Origin of the sequence: Nocardia sp. NPDC056100, assembly GCF_042266325.1 — a bacterium.
Taxonomy (GTDB): Bacteria; Actinomycetota; Actinomycetes; order Mycobacteriales; family Mycobacteriaceae; genus Nocardia.
Map to the genome: position 1 here is coordinate 713488 of NZ_JBHJVY010000002.1, position 21762 is coordinate 735249.

At 63.9% G+C, this 21762-nt stretch carries 30 protein-coding genes; 16 read left to right on the plus strand and 14 right to left on the minus strand.

What is annotated here, in order from left to right:
* Positions 1–29: 29 nt before the first annotated feature.
* Positions 30–524: a hypothetical protein gene (locus ACFC0O_RS15100; RefSeq protein WP_375958024.1), complete on the minus strand. Its 495-nt coding sequence runs from the start codon at positions 522–524 to the stop codon at positions 30–32.
* A 68-nt stretch (positions 525–592) separates the two neighbouring features.
* Here ACFC0O_RS15100 and ACFC0O_RS15105 point away from each other — a divergent pair, with 68 nt between their 5' ends.
* Genes ACFC0O_RS15105 through ACFC0O_RS15115 form a run of 3 tightly spaced genes read left to right on the plus strand, consistent with a single transcriptional unit; the run spans position 593 to position 2287 of the window.
* A complete protein-coding gene (locus ACFC0O_RS15105) occupies positions 593–889 on the plus strand; it encodes a hypothetical protein (protein ID WP_375958026.1) in 297 nt (98 codons plus the stop codon).
* A gap of 59 nt (positions 890–948) precedes the next feature.
* Positions 949–1662, plus strand: a complete 714-nt coding sequence (locus tag ACFC0O_RS15110) for a DUF2993 domain-containing protein (RefSeq protein WP_375958029.1) — start codon at positions 949–951, stop codon at positions 1660–1662.
* A 10-nt stretch (positions 1663–1672) separates the two neighbouring features.
* Positions 1673–2287 (plus strand): HAD family hydrolase, encoded by a 615-nt coding sequence (locus tag ACFC0O_RS15115; protein ID WP_375958032.1) that lies wholly within the window; start codon positions 1673–1675, stop codon positions 2285–2287.
* Between the two features lie 118 nt (positions 2288–2405).
* On the opposite strand, the gene ACFC0O_RS15120 is transcribed toward ACFC0O_RS15115, so the two are convergent.
* A complete protein-coding gene (locus ACFC0O_RS15120; RefSeq protein WP_375958036.1) occupies positions 2406–2852 on the minus strand; it encodes a DUF4189 domain-containing protein in 447 nt (148 codons plus the stop codon).
* Positions 2853–3046: 194 nt separating this feature from the next.
* Between ACFC0O_RS15120 and ACFC0O_RS15125 the strand changes: the two genes are divergently transcribed.
* Positions 3047–3871, plus strand: a complete 825-nt coding sequence (locus ACFC0O_RS15125) for a transglutaminase domain-containing protein (protein WP_375958039.1) — start codon at positions 3047–3049, stop codon at positions 3869–3871.
* Positions 3872–3925: 54 nt separating this feature from the next.
* Here the strand turns inward: ACFC0O_RS15125 and ACFC0O_RS15130 are convergent, their stop codons facing one another.
* Both ACFC0O_RS15130 and ACFC0O_RS15135 read right to left on the minus strand, forming a co-directional pair.
* A complete protein-coding gene (locus ACFC0O_RS15130) occupies positions 3926–4846 on the minus strand; it encodes an ADP-ribosylglycohydrolase family protein (RefSeq protein WP_375958042.1) in 921 nt (306 codons plus the stop codon).
* Between the two features lie 130 nt (positions 4847–4976).
* A complete protein-coding gene (locus ACFC0O_RS15135) occupies positions 4977–5834 on the minus strand; it encodes an Ig-like domain-containing protein (RefSeq protein ID WP_375958045.1) in 858 nt (285 codons plus the stop codon).
* Between the two features lie 313 nt (positions 5835–6147).
* On the opposite strand from ACFC0O_RS15135, the gene ACFC0O_RS15140 reads away from it, so the two are divergent.
* The 4 genes from ACFC0O_RS15140 to ACFC0O_RS15155 all read left to right on the plus strand — a co-directional run bounded on the left by ACFC0O_RS15140 (position 6148) and on the right by ACFC0O_RS15155 (position 9260).
* Entirely contained in the window at positions 6148–6423 is a 276-nt protein-coding gene (locus tag ACFC0O_RS15140) for a hypothetical protein (protein WP_375958047.1), read from the plus strand.
* 59 nt (positions 6424–6482) lie between these two features.
* On the plus strand, positions 6483–7172 hold the full coding sequence (locus ACFC0O_RS15145) for an SMI1/KNR4 family protein (protein ID WP_375958050.1): 690 nt from the start codon (positions 6483–6485) through the stop codon (positions 7170–7172).
* A gap of 111 nt (positions 7173–7283) precedes the next feature.
* Positions 7284–8171 carry an LLM class flavin-dependent oxidoreductase gene (locus tag ACFC0O_RS15150; protein WP_375958053.1) on the plus strand — a complete coding sequence of 296 codons (888 nt, stop codon included), beginning with the start codon at positions 7284–7286 and terminating at the stop codon, positions 8169–8171.
* A 33-nt stretch (positions 8172–8204) separates the two neighbouring features.
* Positions 8205–9260: a dihydrodipicolinate reductase gene (locus ACFC0O_RS15155; protein ID WP_375958056.1), complete on the plus strand. Its 1056-nt coding sequence runs from the start codon at positions 8205–8207 to the stop codon at positions 9258–9260.
* An 80-nt stretch (positions 9261–9340) separates the two neighbouring features.
* On the opposite strand, the gene ACFC0O_RS15160 is transcribed toward ACFC0O_RS15155, so the two are convergent.
* The 3 genes from ACFC0O_RS15160 to ACFC0O_RS15170 form a co-directional block, all read right to left on the minus strand.
* Positions 9341–9940, minus strand: coding sequence for a hypothetical protein (locus tag ACFC0O_RS15160; protein WP_375958059.1), 600 nt, complete (start codon positions 9938–9940; stop codon positions 9341–9343).
* 120 nt (positions 9941–10060) lie between these two features.
* Complete coding sequence (locus ACFC0O_RS15165; protein WP_375958061.1) at positions 10061–10333, minus strand: winged helix-turn-helix transcriptional regulator; 273 nt, start codon at positions 10331–10333, stop codon at positions 10061–10063.
* A gap of 65 nt (positions 10334–10398) precedes the next feature.
* On the minus strand, positions 10399–10782 hold the full coding sequence (locus ACFC0O_RS15170) for a hypothetical protein (RefSeq protein ID WP_375958063.1): 384 nt from the start codon (positions 10780–10782) through the stop codon (positions 10399–10401).
* Between the two features lie 93 nt (positions 10783–10875).
* Between ACFC0O_RS15170 and ACFC0O_RS15175 the strand changes: the two genes are divergently transcribed.
* Positions 10876–11301, plus strand: coding sequence for a hypothetical protein (locus ACFC0O_RS15175; RefSeq protein WP_375958065.1), 426 nt, complete (start codon positions 10876–10878; stop codon positions 11299–11301).
* Positions 11302–11345: 44 nt separating this feature from the next.
* Here ACFC0O_RS15175 and ACFC0O_RS15180 read toward each other — a convergent pair whose 3' ends face one another.
* Positions 11346–11918 carry a MarR family winged helix-turn-helix transcriptional regulator gene (locus ACFC0O_RS15180; RefSeq protein ID WP_375958067.1) on the minus strand — a complete coding sequence of 191 codons (573 nt, stop codon included), beginning with the start codon at positions 11916–11918 and terminating at the stop codon, positions 11346–11348.
* A 17-nt stretch (positions 11919–11935) separates the two neighbouring features.
* On the opposite strand from ACFC0O_RS15180, the gene ACFC0O_RS15185 reads away from it, so the two are divergent.
* Positions 11936–12343 carry a VOC family protein gene (locus tag ACFC0O_RS15185; protein WP_375958069.1) on the plus strand — a complete coding sequence of 136 codons (408 nt, stop codon included), beginning with the start codon at positions 11936–11938 and terminating at the stop codon, positions 12341–12343.
* A gap of 4 nt (positions 12344–12347) precedes the next feature.
* A complete protein-coding gene (locus ACFC0O_RS15190) occupies positions 12348–12920 on the plus strand; it encodes a YdeI family protein (RefSeq protein ID WP_375958070.1) in 573 nt (190 codons plus the stop codon).
* A 79-nt stretch (positions 12921–12999) separates the two neighbouring features.
* Here the strand turns inward: ACFC0O_RS15190 and ACFC0O_RS15195 are convergent, their stop codons facing one another.
* A complete protein-coding gene (locus tag ACFC0O_RS15195; protein ID WP_375958072.1) occupies positions 13000–13452 on the minus strand; it encodes a hypothetical protein in 453 nt (150 codons plus the stop codon).
* A gap of 206 nt (positions 13453–13658) precedes the next feature.
* Here ACFC0O_RS15195 and ACFC0O_RS15200 point away from each other — a divergent pair, with 206 nt between their 5' ends.
* Together ACFC0O_RS15200 and ACFC0O_RS15205 are read left to right on the plus strand one after the other, a co-directional pair.
* Complete coding sequence (locus tag ACFC0O_RS15200; protein ID WP_375958074.1) at positions 13659–14207, plus strand: hypothetical protein; 549 nt, start codon at positions 13659–13661, stop codon at positions 14205–14207.
* A 33-nt stretch (positions 14208–14240) separates the two neighbouring features.
* On the plus strand, positions 14241–14549 hold the full coding sequence (locus tag ACFC0O_RS15205; RefSeq protein ID WP_375960728.1) for a YdeI/OmpD-associated family protein: 309 nt from the start codon (positions 14241–14243) through the stop codon (positions 14547–14549).
* Here ACFC0O_RS15205 and ACFC0O_RS15210 read toward each other — a convergent pair.
* Positions 14446–14757 carry a zinc-ribbon domain-containing protein gene (locus tag ACFC0O_RS15210; RefSeq protein ID WP_375958076.1) on the minus strand — a complete coding sequence of 104 codons (312 nt, stop codon included), beginning with the start codon at positions 14755–14757 and terminating at the stop codon, positions 14446–14448. The two genes, ACFC0O_RS15205 and ACFC0O_RS15210, sit on opposite strands and share 104 nt — an antisense overlap.
* Positions 14758–14847: 90 nt before the next feature.
* On the opposite strand from ACFC0O_RS15210, the gene ACFC0O_RS15215 reads away from it, so the two are divergent.
* Positions 14848–16245: a lipase family protein gene (locus tag ACFC0O_RS15215; protein WP_375958078.1), complete on the plus strand. Its 1398-nt coding sequence runs from the start codon at positions 14848–14850 to the stop codon at positions 16243–16245.
* Positions 16246–16284: 39 nt separating this feature from the next.
* Here ACFC0O_RS15215 and ACFC0O_RS15220 read toward each other — a convergent pair whose 3' ends face one another.
* Entirely contained in the window at positions 16285–16875 is a 591-nt protein-coding gene (locus tag ACFC0O_RS15220; RefSeq protein WP_375958080.1) for a hypothetical protein, read from the minus strand.
* Positions 16876–17055: 180 nt separating this feature from the next.
* Complete coding sequence (locus ACFC0O_RS15225) at positions 17056–17628, minus strand: hypothetical protein (RefSeq protein WP_375958082.1); 573 nt, start codon at positions 17626–17628, stop codon at positions 17056–17058.
* 348 nt (positions 17629–17976) lie between these two features.
* On the opposite strand from ACFC0O_RS15225, the gene ACFC0O_RS15230 reads away from it, so the two are divergent.
* Positions 17977–18480: an OsmC family protein gene (locus ACFC0O_RS15230; RefSeq protein WP_375958084.1), complete on the plus strand. Its 504-nt coding sequence runs from the start codon at positions 17977–17979 to the stop codon at positions 18478–18480.
* 6 nt (positions 18481–18486) lie between these two features.
* On the opposite strand, the gene ACFC0O_RS15235 is transcribed toward ACFC0O_RS15230, so the two are convergent.
* Both ACFC0O_RS15235 and ACFC0O_RS15240 read right to left on the minus strand, forming a co-directional pair.
* Positions 18487–19491, minus strand: a complete 1005-nt coding sequence (locus ACFC0O_RS15235; protein ID WP_375958086.1) for a sigma-70 family RNA polymerase sigma factor — start codon at positions 19489–19491, stop codon at positions 18487–18489.
* An 87-nt stretch (positions 19492–19578) separates the two neighbouring features.
* Positions 19579–20523 (minus strand): LLM class F420-dependent oxidoreductase, encoded by a 945-nt coding sequence (locus ACFC0O_RS15240; protein WP_375958088.1) that lies wholly within the window; start codon positions 20521–20523, stop codon positions 19579–19581.
* Between the two features lie 223 nt (positions 20524–20746).
* On the opposite strand from ACFC0O_RS15240, the gene ACFC0O_RS15245 reads away from it, so the two are divergent.
* On the plus strand, positions 20747–21751 hold the full coding sequence (locus ACFC0O_RS15245; RefSeq protein ID WP_375958090.1) for an alpha/beta hydrolase: 1005 nt from the start codon (positions 20747–20749) through the stop codon (positions 21749–21751).
* The last annotated feature ends 11 nt before the right edge of the window (positions 21752–21762 follow it).

Below are 21762 nucleotides of genomic sequence, written 5' to 3' on the forward strand. Positions count from 1 at the left end.
CAGCCATTCCGGTCGACATCGACTCTCGGTCACCCGATCCGATCCGGCGGCGTGAGGTTCGGCTGCGGGATGCCGGGCGCGAATCCGAATGCCCATACCTCGCGGGCCGCGATCGCTGCCACGACAATCGCGACCGTTCGAACGGAGCCGGAACTATCACTCCACCAACCGGTTCCGTTCAATACCTTGATCATCAGCGCGGCGGCGACAATCGGAACGGTGACGGTGACCACGCCCGCGACGCGTTCCCCGACCACCACCGCTTCGATGATGGCGGCCACGACAACCACCCCGAGTGCCACCGTCGCATAACCGGCCATTGCGCCCGCCCCGGGCGGCCCAGCCGATTCGGTGACCGAAAGGCACACCCGCAATACCGAATCACCCGGCGAACACTCTTTTCGACCGATCGGGATATCCGCGGCGGCGGACATCGCTGTACCCAGCAGCACTGCGACCACGAACGTCCACCAGCCCAGATGACCGGTGATTCGCGCAATCCTGAACAGCCGCCCTCGCGTCACCGGACTGAATCTACCTAGTTCGAGACCATTGAGGTTGCTGAAATGTAGCTGTTGGGATCTACTGGGGTATGGACGGATCTGCGCTGGTGCCGCTGCTCGTGCTGATGATCGGCGTTGTCGGGCCGAGCGTGCTGATGGTCATGCGCTGGCGCAGGATCAAGCGCCACGGAATCGGCGGCGGCGAGTTCAACCATCCGCTGGCGGCGGCCGGATACGGCGGAGTGTCCCTGGGAACCGCGATTCAGGAGGACTTCGGCGGCGTCACCACGGTGCAGACACAGGCCGCGGCCACAGGTCCCGGGCCTGCAGCCGGACAGCCTTGGGTGCTCGGTGAGAACTCACGCGACGGCGAGGAACACCCGTAGATCGAGCAAATCATCCGCAACACACAGCATGATGGTGGAATGTCCAAGCGGGTGAGCGCATGCGCGCACTACTGATACTGATCATCGTGCTGGCGATCGCGTTGATCGTCGGCGACCGTCTCGCGGTCGCGCAGGCGCAGAAGGAGATCGGCAGCAGGATCGCCACCGAGTACAACCTCGCGCAGCGGCCGAGCGTCGAAATCGGCGGGTTCCCCTTCCTGACCCAGGCCGTCGACGGCACCTATCACGACATCAACGTGCGCGTCGGCGACTGGAGCGATCAGCAGATCTCGGTCCACAACCTGGAAGTCCACCTCACCGATGTCACCGCGCCGCTGACCGACCTGCTGGCCAGCCGCACCTCGAACCTGGTCGCCGACCGCGGAACCGCGACAGCCGTCGTGCCCTACGACACCGTGCAACGCTTCGCACCGTCGGAAGTCGAATCGATCGCCTACGCCGACGACGGCCTGCGCGTCACCGGCACCTTCTCGGTACAGGGCATCCCCGTTCCCGCGATAGTGGTCGTCACGGTCGCCCCCACCGACGACGGCTTCGAGGTAACCCCCGTATCGGTCCAAGCCCGAGCGGGCGGCCCCACCATCCCCCTGGCCCTGATCAGCCAATCCCTCACCTTCACAGTCCCTTTGCAGGCACTACCCCTGGGCGCGCGCCTCACATCCATCAAACCCGCCGCCGACGGCCTGCACGTAACCGCCATCGCGAGCCCCGTCCGATTCTCCGACCTGCCCGCCATTCCGCAGGCGAGATAGTTTGGCGGACATGAGCTTTCGTGCGGTGATCTTCGATATCGGCGGCGTCCTGGAAGTTACCGAACAGATGGACTTCGACATCCACTGGGAACGCCGCCTGGGCCTCGAACGAGGCCAACTCATCGGACGCCTCGCTGACGTGTGGTTAGCCGGAAGCATCGGCACCATAACCGAATCCGCGTTCCGCGACGCGATCATCGACCGCCTCGCTGTATCAACTGACTCCGCCGACGAGCTCATCGCTGATATCTGGAGGCAGTATCTCGGAGTCGCCAACAAAGAACTGATCGCCTACGCGAAAACCCTTCGCCCCCAATACCGAACCGGAATCATAAGCAACAGCTTCGTCGGCGCCCGCGAACGTGAACAACACGCCTACGGTTTCGAAGACCTGGTCGACGACATCATCTACTCCCACGAAGTAGGCATCACCAAACCCGATCCCGAGATCTACGCGATGGCCTGTGCCCGCCTCAGCGTCGATCCGCACCAGGTGATCTTCATCGACGACGCCCAGATCGCACTCGACGGTGCCGCAGCGGTCGGAATGACCACCATCCACCACATCGACAACTCCACCACGATCGCGACCCTGAATACGTTGCTGGGCAACACGAAACGCTGAAGCTGACCCGAAACCCGCACAATCGGAGCCCGAGCGCAGATCGTGCTGACGGCACCATGATTCCGCGCTTGGTAACCCTCGATCCGGGCGTGTTCGAGTCCGATTGTGCGGGTGCGGATTACGCGTTGGCCGTGCAGACCACTTCGCTGATACCCGTCTGCGACAGGTTCGCCGAGCCGACATTGGCGAGCATCGCCGGCGGGTAGTACTGAGCGAGGCTGGCGTAGGCGGCGGCCAGTGCGGCCGCCCGGTTGTTGCCCGCGCCGGTTCCTACCCCGTAGTCATCCGAGGGGTCATTGCGATATACGAGTGCGCCGCAGCCGTCCGCCCAGGTCACCATAACCTGGCAATCGGTGGCACCCTCCGACCCGCAACTGGCCAACGCCTCCGCGATCGCCTCCTCCCGGTTCGCCGCGTCAATCCCGGTGCCATAGCTCCAGTTATCGACGCTGAACGCGATCGCACCGTGCAGACCGGCAGCGTTAGCCGTACCGGCACCGATCACCGATCCACCTGCAAGACCGGCCGCGGCGATCGCGACAACGGCCTTACCCATGAAACTCATCAAACCCATTCCTCTGTGAACATGTGAAACAAACTCGACGGATCATCGCGGATCGCAGCCGAATTCACACCGCTCAGCATTTTTAATCACATTCCACCGATACCGGCTATTACGTATGGACACGCAGCCTGCCCGCTGTGCGTCGAGAGTCGGCCGCGAAACGCATGTCGGTGGCGGAACCTATGATCGCGCGCATGGACGATGTTCTCGACTACTCCGTTCCGGGTCCACTGACAGGGTTCGACGGTGTCGATCACGCTGTGCTGCAGTCGATCCCGGTCGAGGCCGTCGCGATCTGCCGTCTGGCGTCCGGTCTGATTATCCAGCCGCGCGATGCCCATGCGCTGGATCTGCCGCGAGAACGGTTCGATGAGAATCAGATTCGGCCGGTCGTTCGGCTGATCGAGGCATTGCTCATGTTGGAGCCGACGCCGCTGCAGATCGCCCGTGAACCCTCTCGTCGAGTCATCGGTACCTGTCGTCATTTCGCGGTGATGAGCTGTGCGCTGCTTCGTCACCGGGGTGTTGCCTCTCGTGTTCGATGCGGGTTCGCTACCTATTTCCAGCCCGGACGAGGGGTCGATCACTGGATTACGGAGTACTGGAGCGAGAGCGAAACTCGTTGGGTGCGGATCGATTCTGAGATCCTCGGACAGTCGGTTCTGGACCACCCCGAAGATCTCCAGCCCGGCCAGTTCCTTAGTGGCGGAGAGGCATGGACGCTGTTCCGGGACGGTCACCTGGATGCTGCGACGTACGGTGTTCATGGCACCGACAATTGGGGGCCGGCCGAGATCCGGGGTAACGCGATCAAAGACCTTGCCGCACTAAACAAGGTCGAGACGCTCCCGTGGGATGAGTGGGGGCGTATGACCGCGTCCTACGACGGCGAAACCGGTTCCGAGTATGACGAGCTTCTCGACACCGTCGCCGCGATCTGCGACCAAGACGACATCACCGCGATCGCCGAACTGTACGCGCGCAACGAATTACGCGTTCCTCCGGAACTTCTCGTGTAGCCATGACCTGGTCGTGCGGACTTCGCTTCCACGGAGCCTGTTGGGGGACAGTCGCTATGACGAGGATTTCGATGAGCCCGTCACCCAATTCGGAAGTGGCTCGCGCGCTGTCAGCCATTGGTCCGGTATCCCGCGTATCACGCCTCGATTGCCGATTCCCGTGTGCGCCGCCACGATTCCTCCGACAATCGCGGCCGTAGTGTCCGCATCCCCGCCCGCTTCGACGCAGGCGGTGATGGCGGCCGGATAGTCGGTGAGGAAGCTTGCGGCCGCCCAGAGTGTGAAGGGGACCGTGTCTTGCGCGCTTACCTGGGCGCCGTTGCCCAGGTCGTAAGCGGCTTCAACCACGGACCGGCCCAATAGCTTTCGGGCGCGATGAATACCGTCCGCGGTGCGCCCATCGACGAGATACGGCTGCACCGCATCGAGCAATTCATCGGGTGCGCAGGGCTTTCCGCGTGATGCTGCCGCGTATCCGGCCGCTACGGCGACCGCCATCGCGCCGACGATCGCTTCGGGATGCCGGTGGGTGACTTCCGCCGAGAGTGCGGCTTGCGCGGCGGCTCGATCCAGATCTTCAGCGAAGTAGGCTCCGAGCGGAGCGACTCGCATCGCGGCGCCGTTTCCCCACGAGCCGCGCCCGCCGAACGCGGCACCGGCGGCCTCTGCCCAGGGGCGGCCGTCCCGAATCTCGTGCAGCACAACGACACTGCCCGCGCCGTAGCCGCGATAGGGCTCACATCGATCGGCGAATACGGCCGCGAGCGCATCACGGTCGATATGGCCGCGGTCGCGGATTTCCGAATACACCGAACACGCCATTTCGGTGTCGTCGGTCCACGGCCACGGTGGAGCGGGCGGCTGCCCGGCGAGAAGATTGGATAGGGAGCTACCGGGGACAAAGAATTGTGCACCCAGCGCATCGCCAACGGATAGACCCTGAAGGCTGTCAAATGCGAGTTCGATATTCGGCATGCTGGGGATGATCTTGTCAACGACAGGCGTTCATCGCAACATTCGGAGTTCGCCACCGCACAGACGCCGGCGGCCACTGCGTCGTTCTCGCAGCGGCCGCCGATGTCGAATCCTCAGGCGGAGAACAGGATCAGAAGGATCCGGTGCTCGGCTTGGGGGTGGTGGTGGGGGTGGTCGGCTGATCGGCGACGGTGACCACCTTGGTGGTGGTCGAGCCCGCGACACCGCTGCGGCCGGAGAAGGTCGCGCCGATCGTGTACGAGCCCGCGGCACCCGGCGTCCACACGATGGTGGCCTTGCCGTTCGCGGCGACGGGGATGTCGCCGAGGACCTGGTCGCCCGCCTTGAACTGGATGGTGCCGCCCGCCGCGGCCGGGGACACGCTCGCCTCGAGCGTGATGGCCTTACCGGTCTGCGCACCACTCACATCGGTGATGGACGTCGTCGACACCGCATCACTGGAGACCGTGATGTTCGGTCCCTTGTTGGAGTAGGTGCCGCTGCCCAGGGACCCGCCGTAGTTCATCGAGGTCGGCAGCGGGGTGTCACGAGCGCAGTTCACGCCCACCGTGTACTGCACCTCGAACGTCTGGGACTTGGGGTTGATGTTCGGGTACACCGGGTACTTGGTGATGCCGAACTCCGCACGTACCCAATCCGAGGATGAGGTATCCAGCGACACCTGGTCCCCACCCATCTTCGCCGAGCCCGCCACCGGGGTCAGGCACGCGGGGTGCAGGTCCTTGATGTTGTAGATGTACTCCACCGGAATCCCGGTGCGCTCGAATGTCGTTGTGACGGTAACGATGTCGCCCACGACCGGATTGGTGTTGGACACCGTGCGGGTGAACTTGCTGTTGCCGTCACTCCAGGTGATCGTCCCCGGCGCCGCCGAGGCCGTACCCGGAATCAACGCGACCGCGAACCCGGCTGCCACCGCGAACGCCGCGAGCGACCCGCCCACCTGCTTCATTCTCTTATCCACCATCATGTGTCTCCCACGTAAATCGGATGCCCCTCGACCTCGTCATCGAGGCGCTGATGCATCCGAGTTGGCGCGATTAGATCATGATGAGAACCCCCGTGTACCGGATTCCGAAATGATGATGAGTCAGATTGAGACGTCAACTGGACCTTTGACCACTATCCGGCCCAGAAGCCGATGAGATCCTTGTCAGCCGCGCTGGACTCGCGGAACCCCTCGACAATGGAGTCGGCGTGGCCGCCGCGATCGTCCGTCTCGCGCAGCTCTCCTTGCTGATATGACCCCAGCCGTTCGAGTCGGTGTATGGAAACGGGTCTTGGCCGTCCATGCTGCTGGCCAGATCCTCGATCACGCCGGGAAGACCGTCATAGCCGAACCAGAAACGCACATCGCCGATGCCCCGGCCGAGGCACTCGCAGATCAATTCCAACGCCGAGACATAGGCATGGCCCTGATACTCGATGAACGGCCCGCCTTCGAAGATCGTCCGAAGCGCCTGGGGCTGCTGCGCATCCTCGCAGGGATCGCACTCCTCGCACTCGGGCAGATCGCATGGCTCGCAGCAACCGTCGTCCGGATCATGATCGGGTAGAACGACTCCTGTGCGCTCGCGCTGTTTCACGACCGTGAATGATCTTGCTAGGCTCGCCTATGCGTGTGCTCGAGGTGTTCGCCGAATACGTGTCCTGGCTTCGGCTCAATGTGCCGCTCGCGTATGAAAACCTCGCTGGGCCTGCGCATCCGAGCGAGCTCGCGGCGCTGGAAGACGCTATCGGACATGAGCTTCCGGCAGCGGTGAAGGCTGTACTCGGCATGCACAACGGGCAGGCAGTGCCTTCTCTCGGTTATTACGAGCACGGCGTGCCGGCGATCCCCTCCCTGACCTTCATGTCCACCACCGAGATTCGCACGGTGTGGGAGTTCTGGGACGCCATCAGCGATGACCCGTCCACTATCGATCTGCAGGAGATCGGTGCGACGTACCCGGCGGCAAAGGGGCTGATCAAACCCTTATGGACATCGCCGGGATGGATCCCGCTCTGGGCGCACCCACAGCGATCGGACTACATCGGCGTGGACCTTGATCCCGGACCCGCCGGAACATCCGGCCAGATCATCAATTTCGGACGCGACGAAGAACGTCACTTCCGAGGCGCACCGAACTTCACCGATCTGATCGAGTTCCTCCTGGAGGAAGTCACTAGCGGTCACTGGCCCGCAACAGTTTTCGTCCGCGAAGGCGAGGACGGCGAGGAAGAACCCACCCCCTGGTTCGGTGACCACGCGAAAAGCTTCTTCAACACTCTCTATGACCGATACGAAACCCGCCCGCGCCACTGAGAGCGCTGCCCATCGTTTTGGATACGTTCGACGGTGTGTCTGTTGGTCGCCATCGCCGCTCGGATTCGAAATCGCCTGACCGGAGGCGGGTCGGTCTGAGAAGGTCGGCACATGAAGATCGGTGTCGCACTTCCACAGATGGCTCCCGGCTACGGACCGGGTACGACGGTTGATTGGGCTCGGCGGATCGACGCGGGGCCGTTCTCGAGCGTCTCGGTGGGGGAGCGGGTGACGTTCTCGAATCCGGAGATGGTCGCGACGCTGGGTGCGTGCGCGGCGGTGACCGAGCGAGTGCAGGTGCTGGCGAATCTCTTTGTGCTGCCGCAGCATCCGGTGGCGATGGTCGCCCAGCAGATCGGTACCCTGGACCAGCTCTCGAACGGCCGCCTCGAAGTGGCCGTCGGCGTCGGCGGCCGCGAGCACGACTATCGCGCTCTCGGTGCGGAGTTCAAGGGACGGCATCAGCAGCTCGATGACAAGGTTGCCGAGTTGAAGGCGCTGCTCGCCGGTGAGCCGCCGTTCGAGGGTGCGGATCCGGTCGGCCCGGCATGCGTGCAGTCGGGCGGGCCGATCATTCTCGCGGGCGCGCTGGGACCGAAGGCGATGCGCCGGGCGGCGCGATGGGCCGACGGCATCTCGGGCTTCAGCGTTCGCGGCGATGCCGAGGAGATCGCCAAGGTAGGTGAACTCGCCGAGCAGTGCTGGGCCGAGGCTGGCCGGACCACGACCCCGCGAAAGGTCAACGGCTGCTTCACCGCTCTGGGCGTCCCCGACGCATCGGAGGCGTTGCATGCCTTCGTCGCTCGCTATCTCGGCTTCCTCGGACCCAAGCTCGCCGAGATGATCGCGGCCTCGGCGCGGGCGTCGACTCCCGAGGTGCTCGCCGACATTCTCGACGGCGCGGAACAGGCCGGATGCGACGAGTTCATCCTGGTTCCGGCCGTCACCGAGCTGAAGTTCCTCGACGTGGCGGCCGAAGTGGTGGCCGCGCGCTCTTGACGCTCATGGATTAGAACCTGTTCTATTCCATGCATGACTCTGCGAGTGATCCAGTGGGCCACCGGCGGCCTCGGCCAGGCCGCGATCGGCCAGATCCAGCTGCACCCGGATCTCGAACTCGTCGGCTGCTGGGTGCACTCGGAAGCCAAGGCGGGCAAGGACGCCGGAGAGCTCGCGGGGATCGGCCCGATCGGCGTCATCGCCACCAATAGCGTCGATGACATCCTCGCGATGGACGCCGACTGCGTCCTGTACGCACCACTCATGCCGAATCCGAAAGAGGTTGCGGCGCTGCTGCGTTCGGGAAAGAACGTGGTCACGCCGCTGGGCTGGTTCTGGCCGACCGCACAAGAGAAGGAGCGGATGTCAGCGCCCGCCCTCGAGGGCGGCGTGACCCTGCACGGCACCGGGATCGACCCGGGCGGCGCCACCGAGCAGCAGCCGCTGTTCTTCGCGGGCCTGTCCAGCGCGATCACCTTCGTCCGCGGTGAGGAGTACTCCGACATCCGCACGTACAACGCCCCCGACGTCGTACGCCACCTCATGGGCTTCGGCCAAACGCCCGAACAGGCGATGAACGGCCCGATGCTCGCGTTGCTGGACAACGGTTTCGACCAATCGGTGCGAATGTGCCTGGACACCCTCGGATTCGCCGACGCCGAAATCCGCAGCAGCCGCGAAGTAGCGGTCGCCACCGCATCCATCGACTCACCGATCGGCGAAATCCAGCCCGGCCAGGTCGCCGCCCAGCGCTTCGCCTGGGAAGCGTTCATCGGCGACGCCAAAGTCGTTCGCGTCGCGGTCAATTGGATGATGGGCGAGGAACACCTCGACCCGCCCTGGAAGTACGGCGACGGCGGCGTCCGATTCGAAGTCGAGGTGAAGGGCGACCCGGACTGCCACGTCACGATCCACGGCTGGCACCCGACCAGCCTGGCCGCGGGCCTCGAGCGCAACCCGGGCATCGTCGTCACCGCCGCGCACTGCGTGAACTCGATTCCTTACGTCTGTGCCGCCGAACCGGGCCTCCTGACCTTCGTCGACATGCCCCTGGTCACCGGTCGAGCGCACCCGGACCTGGCGCGCTGATCACGCGATCCGAATCGCGGAGTCGTGTACCGGGATTTGCCCGGCCGCAGGGTGTTCGTCGCCGCATGAATCGGCGCGTCTCACCCAGCCGGAGGCGTCCGCACGATCTGCAGTCTGTCGACGAACGTGTCGACGTCGGTCTGATACCGATCCCGATCAGCCGCCGTACCTTTGACCATCATTAGAATCGGGTACACCAATTCGCCTGTGAAGTAATCGAATTCGAGGAACTCTCGGTATTGGTCGATCACCTCGGTATCGGACGCGGGCAATATTCCGCCGGCTCGGTTGCCGTCCCGACCGCACACCAGAATGGGCTCGGATCGCCACTGCCGCCAATTGCCCGCGTACCCGCTGACAGACAAAGAGTGACTAGCAACGCGGTGTGGATGAGCCACGGTGAGGCTAATGGTCGTGCGACCCGCCTGTCCCGCATGCTGATCGACAACGCGTAGCACCTCATTATCTTCCGATACCGGTGTCGGCTGCCAGCCCTGCAGACGCGGAAGCTGTAGCGTGAAGGACATATCGGGGCGCACGTCGGAGGCGAATACCGGCCCGTTGGCCACACTGGCATCGCAGGACGTGCGAACCGGAGCGGCGGATGTCATCTCCGATGAATTCGACGCCGACTCCCCGCAGGCGGTCACACTCGCCGCCACGATGCCGGCCAAAACCAAATGTCGAATCCTCATCACGATTGCCACCCTATCCGGCCGGCAATTGCCTAATTCTTCGCACTCCGACTGATATGTGTTCGCGCGTGGTGCCGATGGCGGACGACTGTTCGGAGTGTCAATTCATTCGAAATCGCTCTGCCACTCCGCCGCCCATTGCGACAGCGGTGCGAGCCGCTTGACGAGTGTGCGCCCGGTGGTGGTCAGCCGGTATCCCTGCTCGTGTTCGACCAGGCGGGCCTCGGTGAGTTCGGCCAGTCGCCGGGTCAGCACGCTCGAGGAGAGATCGCCGCAGGCGGTGCGCAGTTCACGGAAGGTGAGTGGATTCGGGGCCCGGTCGAGTTCCCAGATCACTCGCAGCACCCAGCGCCGCCCGAGGAGATCGAACAGGGCCATGATCGGGCGCCCGGTGGTCGATCCGCGGACCGGATGTCCCGGGCGCGGTGGTTCGGCCGCCACCATCAGATCGCCTGCGGCGGGGGCGAATCCTCCAGTCGCCGTGCCATTTCCGCGATGGCCGCACGCAGCACCCGATACGGTCGCAGGAACAGCGTCACATGGGTCAGGCTGCCGGTTTCGGAGAGCTCTTCTCGCAGTACCCCTTGCATTTCCTGGTCGGCGAATCGCGCGGTGAATGCAAACATTCCCTGCTGTCCATCGGTCCACTGGCGGGTCTGGTGCACCGAGTCGAGCACCGTCGCGATCGTGCCCAGCAGGTGTGCGGCGCGGGCGCGGCCGTGATAGTCGGCGACCGGACTGGAGAAGATCGCCTCCTCGGCGAGCAGGGCTGGAAAGGGCGTGGCGTCTTTCGACTGCCACAGCCGTAGAACAAGACTATCGGTCATGCCTCTATTTTAGAGGCAGAGCCAGGTTCGTGCCAGGCTTCAATGGGCCGACACCCTAGCTGCGGCTATGACCCTGGCCGTAGGTTCGACAGGGTGGACATCGTCACCGAATCGGCCCCGTATGCGGTGCCCTGCATCGACTGCGGTTCCCCGACCGCGTCCACCTTGACCGAGGCGTTGATCGGCGACGAACATCGGTGGGATATCGATGGGGATTGCTCGGCGTGTGGCGCGGTCTGGATGGACTGTGGTTATTCCCAACCACTCTCGGGTTTTCGTGAGGCGATCCTGGCCGCGAACAGAACGACGGTCCTCGAGCTCGAATCGGTCGAGGTGTCAGCGGCCACGTTGATGCGAGCGCTACGCCTCGTGGGGCCGCTATCGCTGGCACAGGCCAAGGCGCTGGCCGGGCGCTTACGCGAGACCGGTCTCGAAGGCACCCGTGTCGAGATGGAGGTTGTCGCGCGCCAACTCCGCACGATGGGCGTGCACGCGAAAATTCAACCGGTGCGACGATAGTCGGCGGAGCACTGCGGTAGCCAACGCGGCATGTGCAAGCCGTGCTAACTCCCGCTGCCGGTCGTAACGGCGTTGTTGACCGGGCACTCGCCCTTGCTTCGCCCGCAGGCGCCAAAATCGCAGAGGCGGCACAGCCAAGGCTGTGAACGCGCGCCGCCGCTCGCGCGTTGTTCGGCTCTGGCGAGGGTCACCGTGGTCAGCATCGTGTCCAGAGCTGTCGCGAGATTGTCAATCTCTTTCGGGGACAACGCGGATAGCGCGCTCGTAAGGGACTTCTCGCGCGTGTGCAGTATCCGTGCGGCCATGTCCCTGCCATCCCGAGTGAGGACAACGGACACCGCCCGCCCGTCCTGAGCTCTGCCACGCTCGACGAGGCCTTCGGAGGCAAGGCGGTCGACGAGCCGCACGGTGCCCGAATGTGTCAGGCCGAGTACGGAACTCAGCTGCGTCACCGATGTGCCGTCGAGGAACTGATGCATCGCGGCCAGTGCGGCCGGCGCCGACGGACCGAGCGCCGCGACCGCTTCGACGGCGGTGTTCATCCGGTCGGCGACAACGAGACTCAAGGCGCCCAGGACGTTTGCTGTGTGCTGAAGGCTTGACTGGGTTTCCGTCACGACTCTAGTTTATATGCATGACTCACACATATTCCACTCGGCCTCGCGCGGAGTCGACGGCGACGCTGTCGATGGTCAATATCGACAGCGCCGATCCGGCCCGGCTGGCGCGCTTCTACGCGGACGCGCTCGGCTGGGAGGTCACCTACAGCGACGACAACTACGGCATGGTCGAAGGCGGCGGCATCAAGATCGGCTTCGGCAAGATCGAGGGATTCCGCCCCGCCCAATGGCCGGATGAGTCCGGCGCCAAACGCTTCCACCTCGACCTGCAAGTCGATGATCTCGATAAGGCGGCTGAGAGCCTGTGTGCAATCGGAGCCAGCCACCCCGACTTCCAACCCGGTGACGGTCGCTGGCTGGTGTTGCTCGATCCCGATGGCCAACCCTTCTGCCTGAGTCCCCGCCCCGAGGCCACGTCGTAGCGCCATGCCCGAACTCGCCGAGCTGCTTGTCCCGGACACCGAAGCCTGGCATGCCTGGCTGGACAGCCACCATGCCGATCACCCCGGAGTCTGGTTGGTACTGCACAAGAAAGGCGGCCGGACCACGACCCTGAGCTACGCGCAAGCCCTCGACGAAGCGCTGTGCTTCGGCTGGATCGATGGGCAGATCGCGCGGCGCGACGACGACAGCTATCGCCAGCGTTTCACTCCGCGCCGGTCGAATAGTCCATGGTCGGCCAGAAACGTCGAGCACATCGCCCGTCTCATCCAGGCCGGGCGAATGCGGCCGCCGGGTGTGGCCGCGGTCGAACGCGCCAAGGCCGGCGGGCGGTGGTACGCCGCCTATGAGGGGCAGAGAACCACAATCATCCCCGAGGACCTGCAACGCGAACTCGATCGCGACCCCGTCGCAGCCGCGGCCTTCGCCGAACTCGATGCCCGCAACCGTTATTCGATCTTCTGGCGCATCAACGAGGCCAAGCGCCCCGAGACGCGCCGACGCCGCATCGCGACGTTTCTGGACATGCTTCGTCGCGGGGAGCGCCTGCACCGCTGAACGCGCGGCCATTCTGACATCGCTCGGAGGCACCTGGGTACAGTCTTGAAACACTATGTCCCGCACCTGTCCGGGCCATCTAGGCGTCCATCTGGGTCGACCAGGATTCCGGTGGCCGGAATCGTGCGATGTACGCGCGGGCGCGTGGGCGAGGGTCATGAATGAACTCCGCTGGGCTGCGGTGCCAGTGACGCGCGCAGAGCTCGTCGAGATCCACTGCGATCCGCCGCGGGTGATAGTCCGCATCGGGCTCGGTCGCCTGGCTGACCTCGAGCAGTTCGGTCACCGGCGTCCATCCGCAATGGTCGAAAGCCCAGGTGCCATCGGAAGCGTAGACGTGACTCGGGTCGGCCGCCGTGCGCGGCCATAACCCGAATGCGTCGAAGCGGCCGCGATGCTGCTCGAGGAAAGCGTAGGCCAGGATGTGACAGGCGCCGGCGGCGAAGAACCATTGGTCCTGTCGATGCCAGGCGAGCTGTTGGTCGAATCGTTCCAAGGGCGTGCGCCGGAAGACCGCACAGGGGATATACATCAATCCATGGTGGGCCGCCGCATCGATGGTTTACCAGGGATTGTCGGAAGCGTTTCGTGCCACGGCGGTCTTGAGATAGATCTCGGATGCTGCACTGGCGGTACGAGATTCGTCGACAGGTTCGCTGCCTGATCTCGGCTTTCTGGATACGATTGCAATCCGGGGGCGAGGTCGGCTCGCCGAGTTTTGTAGGCGGGGAGTCTGCGGTGCACGACGACAATACGGGGCCCGATGATTTCGGCTCATACGGTGATGCGTATCTACGCCATGAGCGGCGGCTGGAGAAGGTCGCCGAGGAGCTGGTTACTCTCGTTCGGCTGCACGGTGGGAGTTGGGATCTCGGACGTCTCAACACGGCGATAAATCAAGTGCTGGCGAAGGTGTCGGTTTTCGAGCAACGCCAGGTGTTGATCATGGCAGCTCTACAGGCACCGCAGGGCAGCCCCGAAGCGATCCCCTGGCTGGTGGCCGCACTTCGAAAAAACAAGAAACGCGATGAAGTCTTCGAAATCCGTTCGGTAGCCCTCATGCACCGCGAGGCCGCGCCGCAGCAGTGGGACGCAGCCTGGAGACAGGCCACAGGATCGGTCCCGCGCTGGCTCAAGAGCCCGAAGAATCGATACAGCCCACTGCGAATGGCTGCGTGGCTCGAGCTGCTGCGGCAGGGCCCCGGGGAATGGATTCGCACACTGAGGATTTACACGATTCAATACCGCTACCGTTGGAGCAAGGGCGACCGCTCACCCTGGTGGTGAGTCCACCGCCGCCTACCACGGACAACACACAACATCGTCCCTGACGACCTCCAACACGAACTCAACCGCGACTCCGCCGCAGCCGCCGACCTCGACGCCCGCAACCGCTACACGAACATCTGGCGCATCAACGAGGCCACACGCCCGGAGACCCGCCAACGCCGCATCACCACCTATGCGGGCCCCGGCGGGCGCGGACGAGATCTACATCGGCGGCCTGCCCAGCATTCGAAGACTGTCAGGGCATGGGCGGCCAGGGCGTGTCGGGAACCGCGGGGCGGGGCTGTGGAATGCCGCCCGGGTACATGCTTTGGGTATGAGCTCGGCCCAGGAGATTGGTGACGTCGTTCTGGGGGACGGTGGTTTGTGCCCGGCACGAGGTGCAGACCAGGCGGTGGCTGGTGCTGATCGGGAACAGCGGAATGAAGAACAGCGTGAATTTCTTGATCACCTCTACGAAGGCGTGCGCGCTGGGATTGCGGCAGTACGCGCAGAGAAAAGTAATCATGGCCAGTGTGCGCGCCTGCGTGCGCCAGCCCCAGATGAGCATCGGTAGCCCCCCGATTCGGAAATATGAACGAGGGGAGCTTAGCCGTATTCGATATCTCGGCAACCAGCGCCTGGAATCATCTGCGCTTCAATGGATTCGGGCATCCATCATGATCAACAGATGTACTGTTACTGCCTTCAGAGGGGATTCGCGGGAGTCGGGTCCCCGCCAGGGAGGGAAGTCCGACGAGTGGATAGTGCCAAATCAACCTGTGGTGCAGCGTATTCGGTGGTCAAGCGCGGTCGTTTACGCGCGGCGCTGATCTCGGTCTCGGCCGTGCTGTGCCTTGCCAGTACGCCAATGGCAATCGGTAGCGCCGATCCGATGTCGACGCCGCAGAACGACCCGTTCTACATCCCGCCATCGGGCTGGGAGTCGCACGCACCGGGCACCATATTGAATACGCGACCAGTCGAGTTGGCCTCGCTGGCGCCCCAGGCGCAGGACGCCGATGCCTGGCAATTGCTGTATCGGACAACCGATTCCGCCGGCCAACCCACGACGACGGTGACCACGGTGCTGCGTCCACGAACCGGGCAGATCAAAGGGTTGATCACCTACCAGCCCGCTACGGATGCTTCGGCCCCGCAGTGCGCTCCGTCGTTCGTGCTTCGGCAAGGCGCACCTGACAAGTACGACTCCTCGCTGGATTTCATCCAGATCGACCAGATGCTGTCATCCGGTCATGCGATTTCCGTACCCGACTGGGAAGGGCCGAAAGGCTCGGTGTTCGCCCCGAAACAGCCGGGCTACGCCGCGCTCGACGGCGTGCGCGCCGCCGAGGGTTTCGCGCCACTCGGCTTGTCCGGCACCGACACTCCGGTTGTCGCGGCGGGCTACTCCGGCGGATCGATCGCTACCCGTTGGACCGCACAGGTTCAACCGAGCTACGCTCCCGAAATTCGACTGGCCGGTGTCGCTATGGGTGGTTGGACCGCACCCATCGGCCCCTATCTGCAGTCGCTCGATGCCGGTCCGTTCTCCGGTTTCCTGCCGTCGCTGTTGCCGGGCATGATGCGTGCCGATCCGACTATGGCGGCGGCATTCAACAAATATCTGACGCCCGCCGGGCAAGCCCTGATTGCCGAGGGTGACAGCAAATGCGCGGTGCCGAACGTGGCTCAACATCCATTCCTGCGCATGGACGACTACTTGACGATCCCCTTCTCACAGCTGTTCGATCAGGTTCAGGCATCATTCGCCGACCTGGACTTCGGCCCCGCGGCCCCAACCGCGCCGCTGTTCCTCTACAACGCCGTGCACGATGAGATCGTCACCATCGGGCCGACCGACCGAGCGGTGGCGCAGTGGTGCGCATCGGGAGCCCAAATCACCTACACCCGAGACCAATTGAGCGACCACGTCAGTCTTGCGATCAGTGCGACCGCCGCGGTCATGCGCTGGATCGACGCTCGCCTGGCGGGGCAGACCGCTCCGGGCGGTTGCTCGACCCGCACGGTGACATCCATGTCGCTCGGTGACGCATAGCGCACGATAAGTCCGACAAGCGGCCTCCGCAGCCGAGACTCACTCGTCGAGGGATTGGACCATGGAGGTCTGCCCACTCGAATCGGTTTTGCACCAGCGTAATTCGTTCAGGCGATCCCAGCTTTCCTCGATCCAGTCCCAGATGAGGTCGGCGACGAGAGCAGGATCGTCGGGTTCGGGATCTGCGACGTAGCGGCGGTCGCCGGAGTCGAAGACAACCTCGAGAGCGTAGGTGATCGGGTCGTGGGGTTTCTGCAACACCGAGCCGCGATAGGCTTGGATCAGTGAGGTGTCGTCGTTCGGTCGTTCGACGATCACGAACGGGGTTCGTGCGTATTTGTGCAAATTCGGTACCCAGTAGTGCAATTGGCGCAGGCTCACGGCGGAGAAAGAGTGTTCTCCGCCGATGTCCACCTGGACTTCGCGGCGCGCACTCGAGCGGACGAAGACTTCGAATGTCACGTCGTAGACTTCCGCATCCGGCGAGATGACCTCCTCCATGATCGGCAGGAAGCCCGCGACGGCGTCATCCGGCACACGAACCTGAACGATGTCGCCGTGAAAGTAGGCGTGAGCGATTAGTTCGGGGTGACTCGCCCGGCTCACGCCATTGCGCCAGCCCTCGACCATGCCCCTCATACACAGCACGTGGCTGTCCTCGGTCGGTGGGCGGGAGTACTGCGAGCGGACGTAGACCACGACCTCGGCGTGCCGCCGAGCCACACCCTTGGGCAACACCACGAAATCCCGGACCACCAGCCGAGCGTAACTCGCTGGAATCGCCTGTACCGCAACGCGACCGCGAGAGTGCTACTTCCGCTTGGCGAGGCAGAGCGCGAAATCCGTTGTGGTGTAGTTATTGCCGTACGAAGTGGTCACGCTGTAGACCTGATCGGACGCCGGATATTGCTGGCCGCAGACGATGTCGGGAGTCATCCCGGTCACCTGGCCGAGCACCACGGATTGCGCTCGGGCGTCCGAACAGGACACGATCTCCAGTTCGGGATATTTGGCGTTCGGGTTTCCCTTGAATTTGTCCCGCACGCAGTCTCCGGGTTTGGCATTGTGGGGATCGGTGGCGGAGTAAATCGGTGCCGGAGCGCTGACGTACGGATACGACGAGCTGTGCGCGGGGGAATCGTTGCTGCTCAACGAGAACAGGATCAGCAGGATCGGCGTCAGCGGGACGAGCAGCCCGAGCATCTCCCACCGCCGCACCAACGGCTTGGCCGGATAGTCGGCCAGCGCGGGTGATCCCGGAACAGGTGGCGCGAGCGCACCGATCCGAACGCGATTGACCAGATTCGCCAGAAGCGTGATCGGATTGGCGATGAAGAACGAGAACGGCCCCCACCAGCCCTGCACCAGACTCTCGGCGGTCATTTGCCGAAACGCCGCGATCCCGCAGTCACGACAGTAGGGTCCCGGCAACTTCCGGTATTGCATCACGATGATCATCCCGCGATGGGCGCGGAAATCCAGATCCGCGGCCGGTCCAGACCCGCAGAATTGACAGTAGACGGCAGACAAGGCTGGTCGATCCCCCCGGTTGAGCTGTGAACCGCCGTATTCAAACACATCACTCCGACAGGTAGGAACCTGCTGAGGCGACCGAATCTCGGGCCGCACTGCATGATTCGGCTCAGGCGAGCACTCGTCGAAGCGGATGGCGGCCCGCTGGTTTTCAGTATTGGTACTCGGATTTGCTGCTCGAGGGATTAGCGTCGCGGTATGGATGCGAATGAATTGCGTGTGGTTCAGGCGCCGTTGAAGGAGCAGTATCGGCGGGATCCTGGGTCGGCGCGGACTGTGCTGGGTGCGGTGGGGCGGATCGGTTCGGAGGGGGTTACTTTCGATGTCGATCAGTTCTCGGGGGTGAGTCGGGCGGGGTTGCATCGGGCTACCGGGGGTGATGGGGGCGATGCCTGTTCGGGGGATATGTTGCTCGAGGCGTTGCTGGCATGTGCGGGGGTGACGTTGCGGTCGGTGGCGACGGCGTCCGGGGTTGGGCTTCGGTCGGTGCAGGGGCGGGCGGAAGGGTATTTCGATGCTCGGGGGACGCTGGGTGTTGATCGGGAAGTGCCTGTCGGTGTGCAGGATGTGGTGGTGACGTTCGTGGTTGATACCGATGCCGATGATGCGGCGCTGGCGCGGCTTGCGAAGGTGACCGAGCGGTATTGCGTGGTGGGGAGGTCGCTGGCCGAGCCTGCGACGATCGTTGTGCGTCGACCCTGACGCCGGTCAGTGCGGAGGTGTCGGCGGGAAACCGAAGGCGGCGACCAGGTTTGGGTCTTGGAAGGCGACGACTCGGGTGATGCCCGTGGGGGTGAGGGTGAGGACTGCGACTCCGTATGGGGTGAGGATGCCATGGGGGTTGCGGTGGTAGGTGATGACGGCGGGTTGGTTGTTGGCTCGGGTGGGGAGCATGCGCCAGTCGCCGGGGGTGCCGAGGATGTAGGTGGAGAGTTGGCGGATGCAGGAGGCTCGGCCCTCGTACCAGTTCTTGAAGGGGGTGGCCTCGAGAGTGGCGTCGGCGCGCAGGACCTGTTCGAGCAGGTTGGTGTCGGAGTGTTCGAAGGCGGCGATGTAGCCCGCCAGCAAGGTGCGGGCTCGGGGGTCGGAGGGTTCGATCAGGTCGGCGGGAGCGGAGTGGAGTTCGGCCAGCCGGGTGCGGGCCCGTTGCAACCCGGATTTCACCGAAGCTCTTGTCGTGCCGAGGATTTGAGCGGTCTCGGCGGTGCTGAAGGCCAGCACTTCGCGGAGCATGAGGATTGCTCGCTGCTGGGGTGGCAGGTGCTGAAGGCTGGCGACCAGGGCCAGGCGCAGGGATTCGCGATCGATGACGAGGGTTTCGGGATTGTTCGCCGGGGGAGTGAGCAGAGCGTCGGGAAATGGCTGTAGCCAAGAGAATTCGCCGGTCGAATCGGGATCGGGCGGCGCGGTGGGGCCGTGGTAGGGGCCGCCGAGACCGGAGGGCAGTACGCGTTGGCGATGGTCGGTGAGGGCATCGAGGCAGACGTTGGTGGCGATGGCGTAGAGCCAGGTGCGGGTCGACGATCGGTGTTCGAATTTCCGATAGGCCCGCCAGGCGCGAATGTAGGTCTCCTGCACCAGATCCTCGGCCTCGTGTACCGAGCCGACCATGCGGTAGCAGTGCGCCAGCAGTTCGCGCCGGTGCGGCTCGGTGTCGGTGACGAAGCGGGTGTTCAGTGCGTCGGTGTCGGCACGCTGGTCTGCGCGGGTCATCGCTGCTCCTGCCCTGGCCGGGCCTCGCTGATCGAGGCCATTGTCAGTATCGACCCGGCCGGGCGGTGAAAGGTAACTTTGCGCAGGTCAGGGGTGAATGAATTCCTTCGCGAAATCGCGGATGGCTCCGGGGTCGAGGGAGTCGTGGAAGCTGATCAGCAGTTCGTCGACGCCAGCGGCCCGGTAGGCGTCGATCCGTTCGCGGACCGTGTCGAGGTTGCCGATGAGGCCGTAGTCGGCCAGCTCACCCGGGAAGACCATGGGTGCCCACGGCGGGACCTGGGCTCGGGCCTCGGCGTCGGTATCGGCGATAATGCAGTAGCTGGTGGAGGTGCGAGTGATGCTCTCGTAGTCGCGACCCACGGTGGCGCAGTGGTTTTCGAGGATGTCGTACTTGCGGAGCAGTTCCTCCGGCGAGACCTGGACGTTGCAGGCATCGGCATACTTTGCGACCAGCTTCAACGTCATCTTCTCGCCGGAACCGGCTATCAACAATGGAATATGCGGTTGCTGAACGCCTTTGGGCTCGTTAAGCGCCTTGTGCACCCGGTAGTGCGTGCCCTCGAAAGTGGTTTCGGCCTGCGTCCACATCGACCGGATGATGTGGGCGGCTTCATCGAGTTGCCGTAGCCGCGTGGGTGCATCCTCGAACGGATAGCCGTAGGCGGTGTATTCGTCCTCGTACCACCCCGCGCCGATGCCGAAAGTCATTCTCCCGCTAGAGATTACGTCGAGCGTGGAAGCCATCTTGGCTTGCAGCGCCGGGTTGCGATAGTTGTTCCCGGTCACCATCTGACCGATCCGAATCCGGCTGGTATCGCGAGCCAATGCGGTCAGCGTCGTCCAGCTTTCGAACACATAGCCCGGAGCGACCGGGAACGGTACGAAATGGTCTGCGACCCACACCGTTTCGTACCCCGACTCATCGGCCGCCCGTGCCAGCTCGGTGATCGTCTCGAACGCCGCTACCGGATCGGTGTAGCTCGCGAAATTGTGGCCGAGTCCGGTGGGTAGATAGAGGCTGAATTTCATGCTGCCGTGGCCTTCCGGTGGGGAGTGGTCGGGTTCGACCCACCTATACAGACGTCGAATCCCGCCGGTGAGAAACTCTCCGCAGGTCAGGGCATCGTGAAATGGGGTCACGGCCGGGAGTCGCGTTCGTCTCTTGTGTCGTGGACCACACCGCGCTACTGTACCGAATCCGAGACTGTTTAGTTTCAGAACGAATGGTCCGGGAGATCGAACGGGGACATCAATGACGAAGTCCATTGCCCGAGTGGGCATACTCGCGTGCATCGTGGGGATTGTCGCGTCGTGGCTGGCCGTGGCACCCGCCTTCGCGGACGAAATACCTTCCGGCGCAACAGCGCAGAGCGTTTTCGACGGATCCGGCCCGCATCAGGTCGCGACCCCGACGGTGACCAATCCGTGCCAGGAGTCGGTGGTCGGGATGATCGCGCACATCGTGGTGCACACGTTCGGCAATCGCGATGATCTGCGCTGCACGCAGGCTTTTCCGTACGGGTTGCGGTCCCCGGTCGGGGTCAATACCTACTACCCGGCCGATATCGCTGAAATGGGCAGTGCCCCACTGATTCTGTTCGAGGGCGGCATCACCTCCAATCCCGGAAACTACGACACGCTGGTGCGGCAGTGGACGAGCCAGGGCTTCGTCGTGGTCGTCGCCTACGACTTCTTCAACTCCCTGGCCTATGTGCCCGCGATCGGATTGGCCACGGCGGTGATGCAGAACCGGGATCCGGCTTCGCCGCTGTTCGGCCGAATCGATCTGAGCCGCACCATGTTGGCGGGGCATTCCGGCGGCGGACAGGCCACATTGCAAGCGGCCGCGATGTTCCCGCCCATCGCGGGCCTGGTCGATCCGGCGCTGAAAATCATCGGCCTGCTGGCCATCGAACCAGGCCCCCTGGCGGTCGGTGCGATGGTCGGGATGCCGACGCTATTCCTCACCGGCTACAACGATTTCGTCGTGCCGGACTTCGCGTGGGTGCGGTGGTGGGAATACAACCTCATGGGCGGCACCCCGGCCTGGATCGCGAACGCCCGTGGAGTGAGCCACTTTTCGCCTGTCGACGGACCAGGTGCGTACCGATCCGCCGGGACAGCTGTCGCCTGGCTGCGATACCTGGCGTTCGGGGATGAGACTGCGAAACAGTTCTTCATCGGCCCGCAATGGCGGCTCCGGGATGATCCGGCCTACTTCAGCGTCGAACGCAATGCCGCGGCCGACGCACTGTAATGATTCCCACG

What these genes read in the sequence shown, in the direction of transcription:
- ACFC0O_RS15105 (WP_375958026.1), top strand. Translation starts at nt 593, where the DNA reads ATGGACGGATCTGCGCTGGTGCCGCTGCTCGTGCTGATGATCGGCGTT.
- ACFC0O_RS15130 (WP_375958042.1), bottom strand. Translation starts at nt 4,846, where the DNA reads ATGCCGAATATCGAACTCGCATTTGACAGCCTTCAGGGTCTATCCGTT.
- ACFC0O_RS15190 (WP_375958070.1), top strand. Translation starts at nt 12,348, where the DNA reads ATGCCCGAACTCGCCGAGCTGCTTGTCCCGGACACCGAAGCCTGGCAT.
- ACFC0O_RS15120 (WP_375958036.1), bottom strand. Translation starts at nt 2,852, where the DNA reads ATGAGTTTCATGGGTAAGGCCGTTGTCGCGATCGCCGCGGCCGGTCTT.
- ACFC0O_RS15245 (WP_375958090.1), top strand. Translation starts at nt 20,747, where the DNA reads ATGACGAAGTCCATTGCCCGAGTGGGCATACTCGCGTGCATCGTGGGG.
- ACFC0O_RS15210 (WP_375958076.1), bottom strand. Translation starts at nt 14,757, where the DNA reads ATGCTCATCTGGGGCTGGCGCACGCAGGCGCGCACACTGGCCATGATT.
- ACFC0O_RS15230 (WP_375958084.1), top strand. Translation starts at nt 17,977, where the DNA reads ATGGATGCGAATGAATTGCGTGTGGTTCAGGCGCCGTTGAAGGAGCAG.
- ACFC0O_RS15165 (WP_375958061.1), bottom strand. Translation starts at nt 10,333, where the DNA reads ATGGCCCTGTTCGATCTCCTCGGGCGGCGCTGGGTGCTGCGAGTGATC.
- ACFC0O_RS15145 (WP_375958050.1), top strand. Translation starts at nt 6,483, where the DNA reads ATGCGTGTGCTCGAGGTGTTCGCCGAATACGTGTCCTGGCTTCGGCTC.
- ACFC0O_RS15170 (WP_375958063.1), bottom strand. Translation starts at nt 10,782, where the DNA reads ATGACCGATAGTCTTGTTCTACGGCTGTGGCAGTCGAAAGACGCCACG.
- ACFC0O_RS15215 (WP_375958078.1), top strand. Translation starts at nt 14,848, where the DNA reads ATGGATTCGGGCATCCATCATGATCAACAGATGTACTGTTACTGCCTT.
- ACFC0O_RS15235 (WP_375958086.1), bottom strand. Translation starts at nt 19,491, where the DNA reads ATGACCCGCGCAGACCAGCGTGCCGACACCGACGCACTGAACACCCGC.
- ACFC0O_RS15110 (WP_375958029.1), top strand. Translation starts at nt 949, where the DNA reads ATGCGCGCACTACTGATACTGATCATCGTGCTGGCGATCGCGTTGATC.
- ACFC0O_RS15240 (WP_375958088.1), bottom strand. Translation starts at nt 20,523, where the DNA reads ATGAAATTCAGCCTCTATCTACCCACCGGACTCGGCCACAATTTCGCG.
- ACFC0O_RS15150 (WP_375958053.1), top strand. Translation starts at nt 7,284, where the DNA reads ATGAAGATCGGTGTCGCACTTCCACAGATGGCTCCCGGCTACGGACCG.
- ACFC0O_RS15185 (WP_375958069.1), top strand. Translation starts at nt 11,936, where the DNA reads ATGACTCACACATATTCCACTCGGCCTCGCGCGGAGTCGACGGCGACG.
- ACFC0O_RS15115 (WP_375958032.1), top strand. Translation starts at nt 1,673, where the DNA reads ATGAGCTTTCGTGCGGTGATCTTCGATATCGGCGGCGTCCTGGAAGTT.
- ACFC0O_RS15155 (WP_375958056.1), top strand. Translation starts at nt 8,205, where the DNA reads ATGACTCTGCGAGTGATCCAGTGGGCCACCGGCGGCCTCGGCCAGGCC.
- ACFC0O_RS15225 (WP_375958082.1), bottom strand. Translation starts at nt 17,628, where the DNA reads ATGACCGCCGAGAGTCTGGTGCAGGGCTGGTGGGGGCCGTTCTCGTTC.
- ACFC0O_RS15195 (WP_375958072.1), bottom strand. Translation starts at nt 13,452, where the DNA reads ATGTATATCCCCTGTGCGGTCTTCCGGCGCACGCCCTTGGAACGATTC.
- ACFC0O_RS15135 (WP_375958045.1), bottom strand. Translation starts at nt 5,834, where the DNA reads ATGGTGGATAAGAGAATGAAGCAGGTGGGCGGGTCGCTCGCGGCGTTC.
- ACFC0O_RS15220 (WP_375958080.1), bottom strand. Translation starts at nt 16,875, where the DNA reads ATGGTCGAGGGCTGGCGCAATGGCGTGAGCCGGGCGAGTCACCCCGAA.
- ACFC0O_RS15125 (WP_375958039.1), top strand. Translation starts at nt 3,047, where the DNA reads ATGGACGATGTTCTCGACTACTCCGTTCCGGGTCCACTGACAGGGTTC.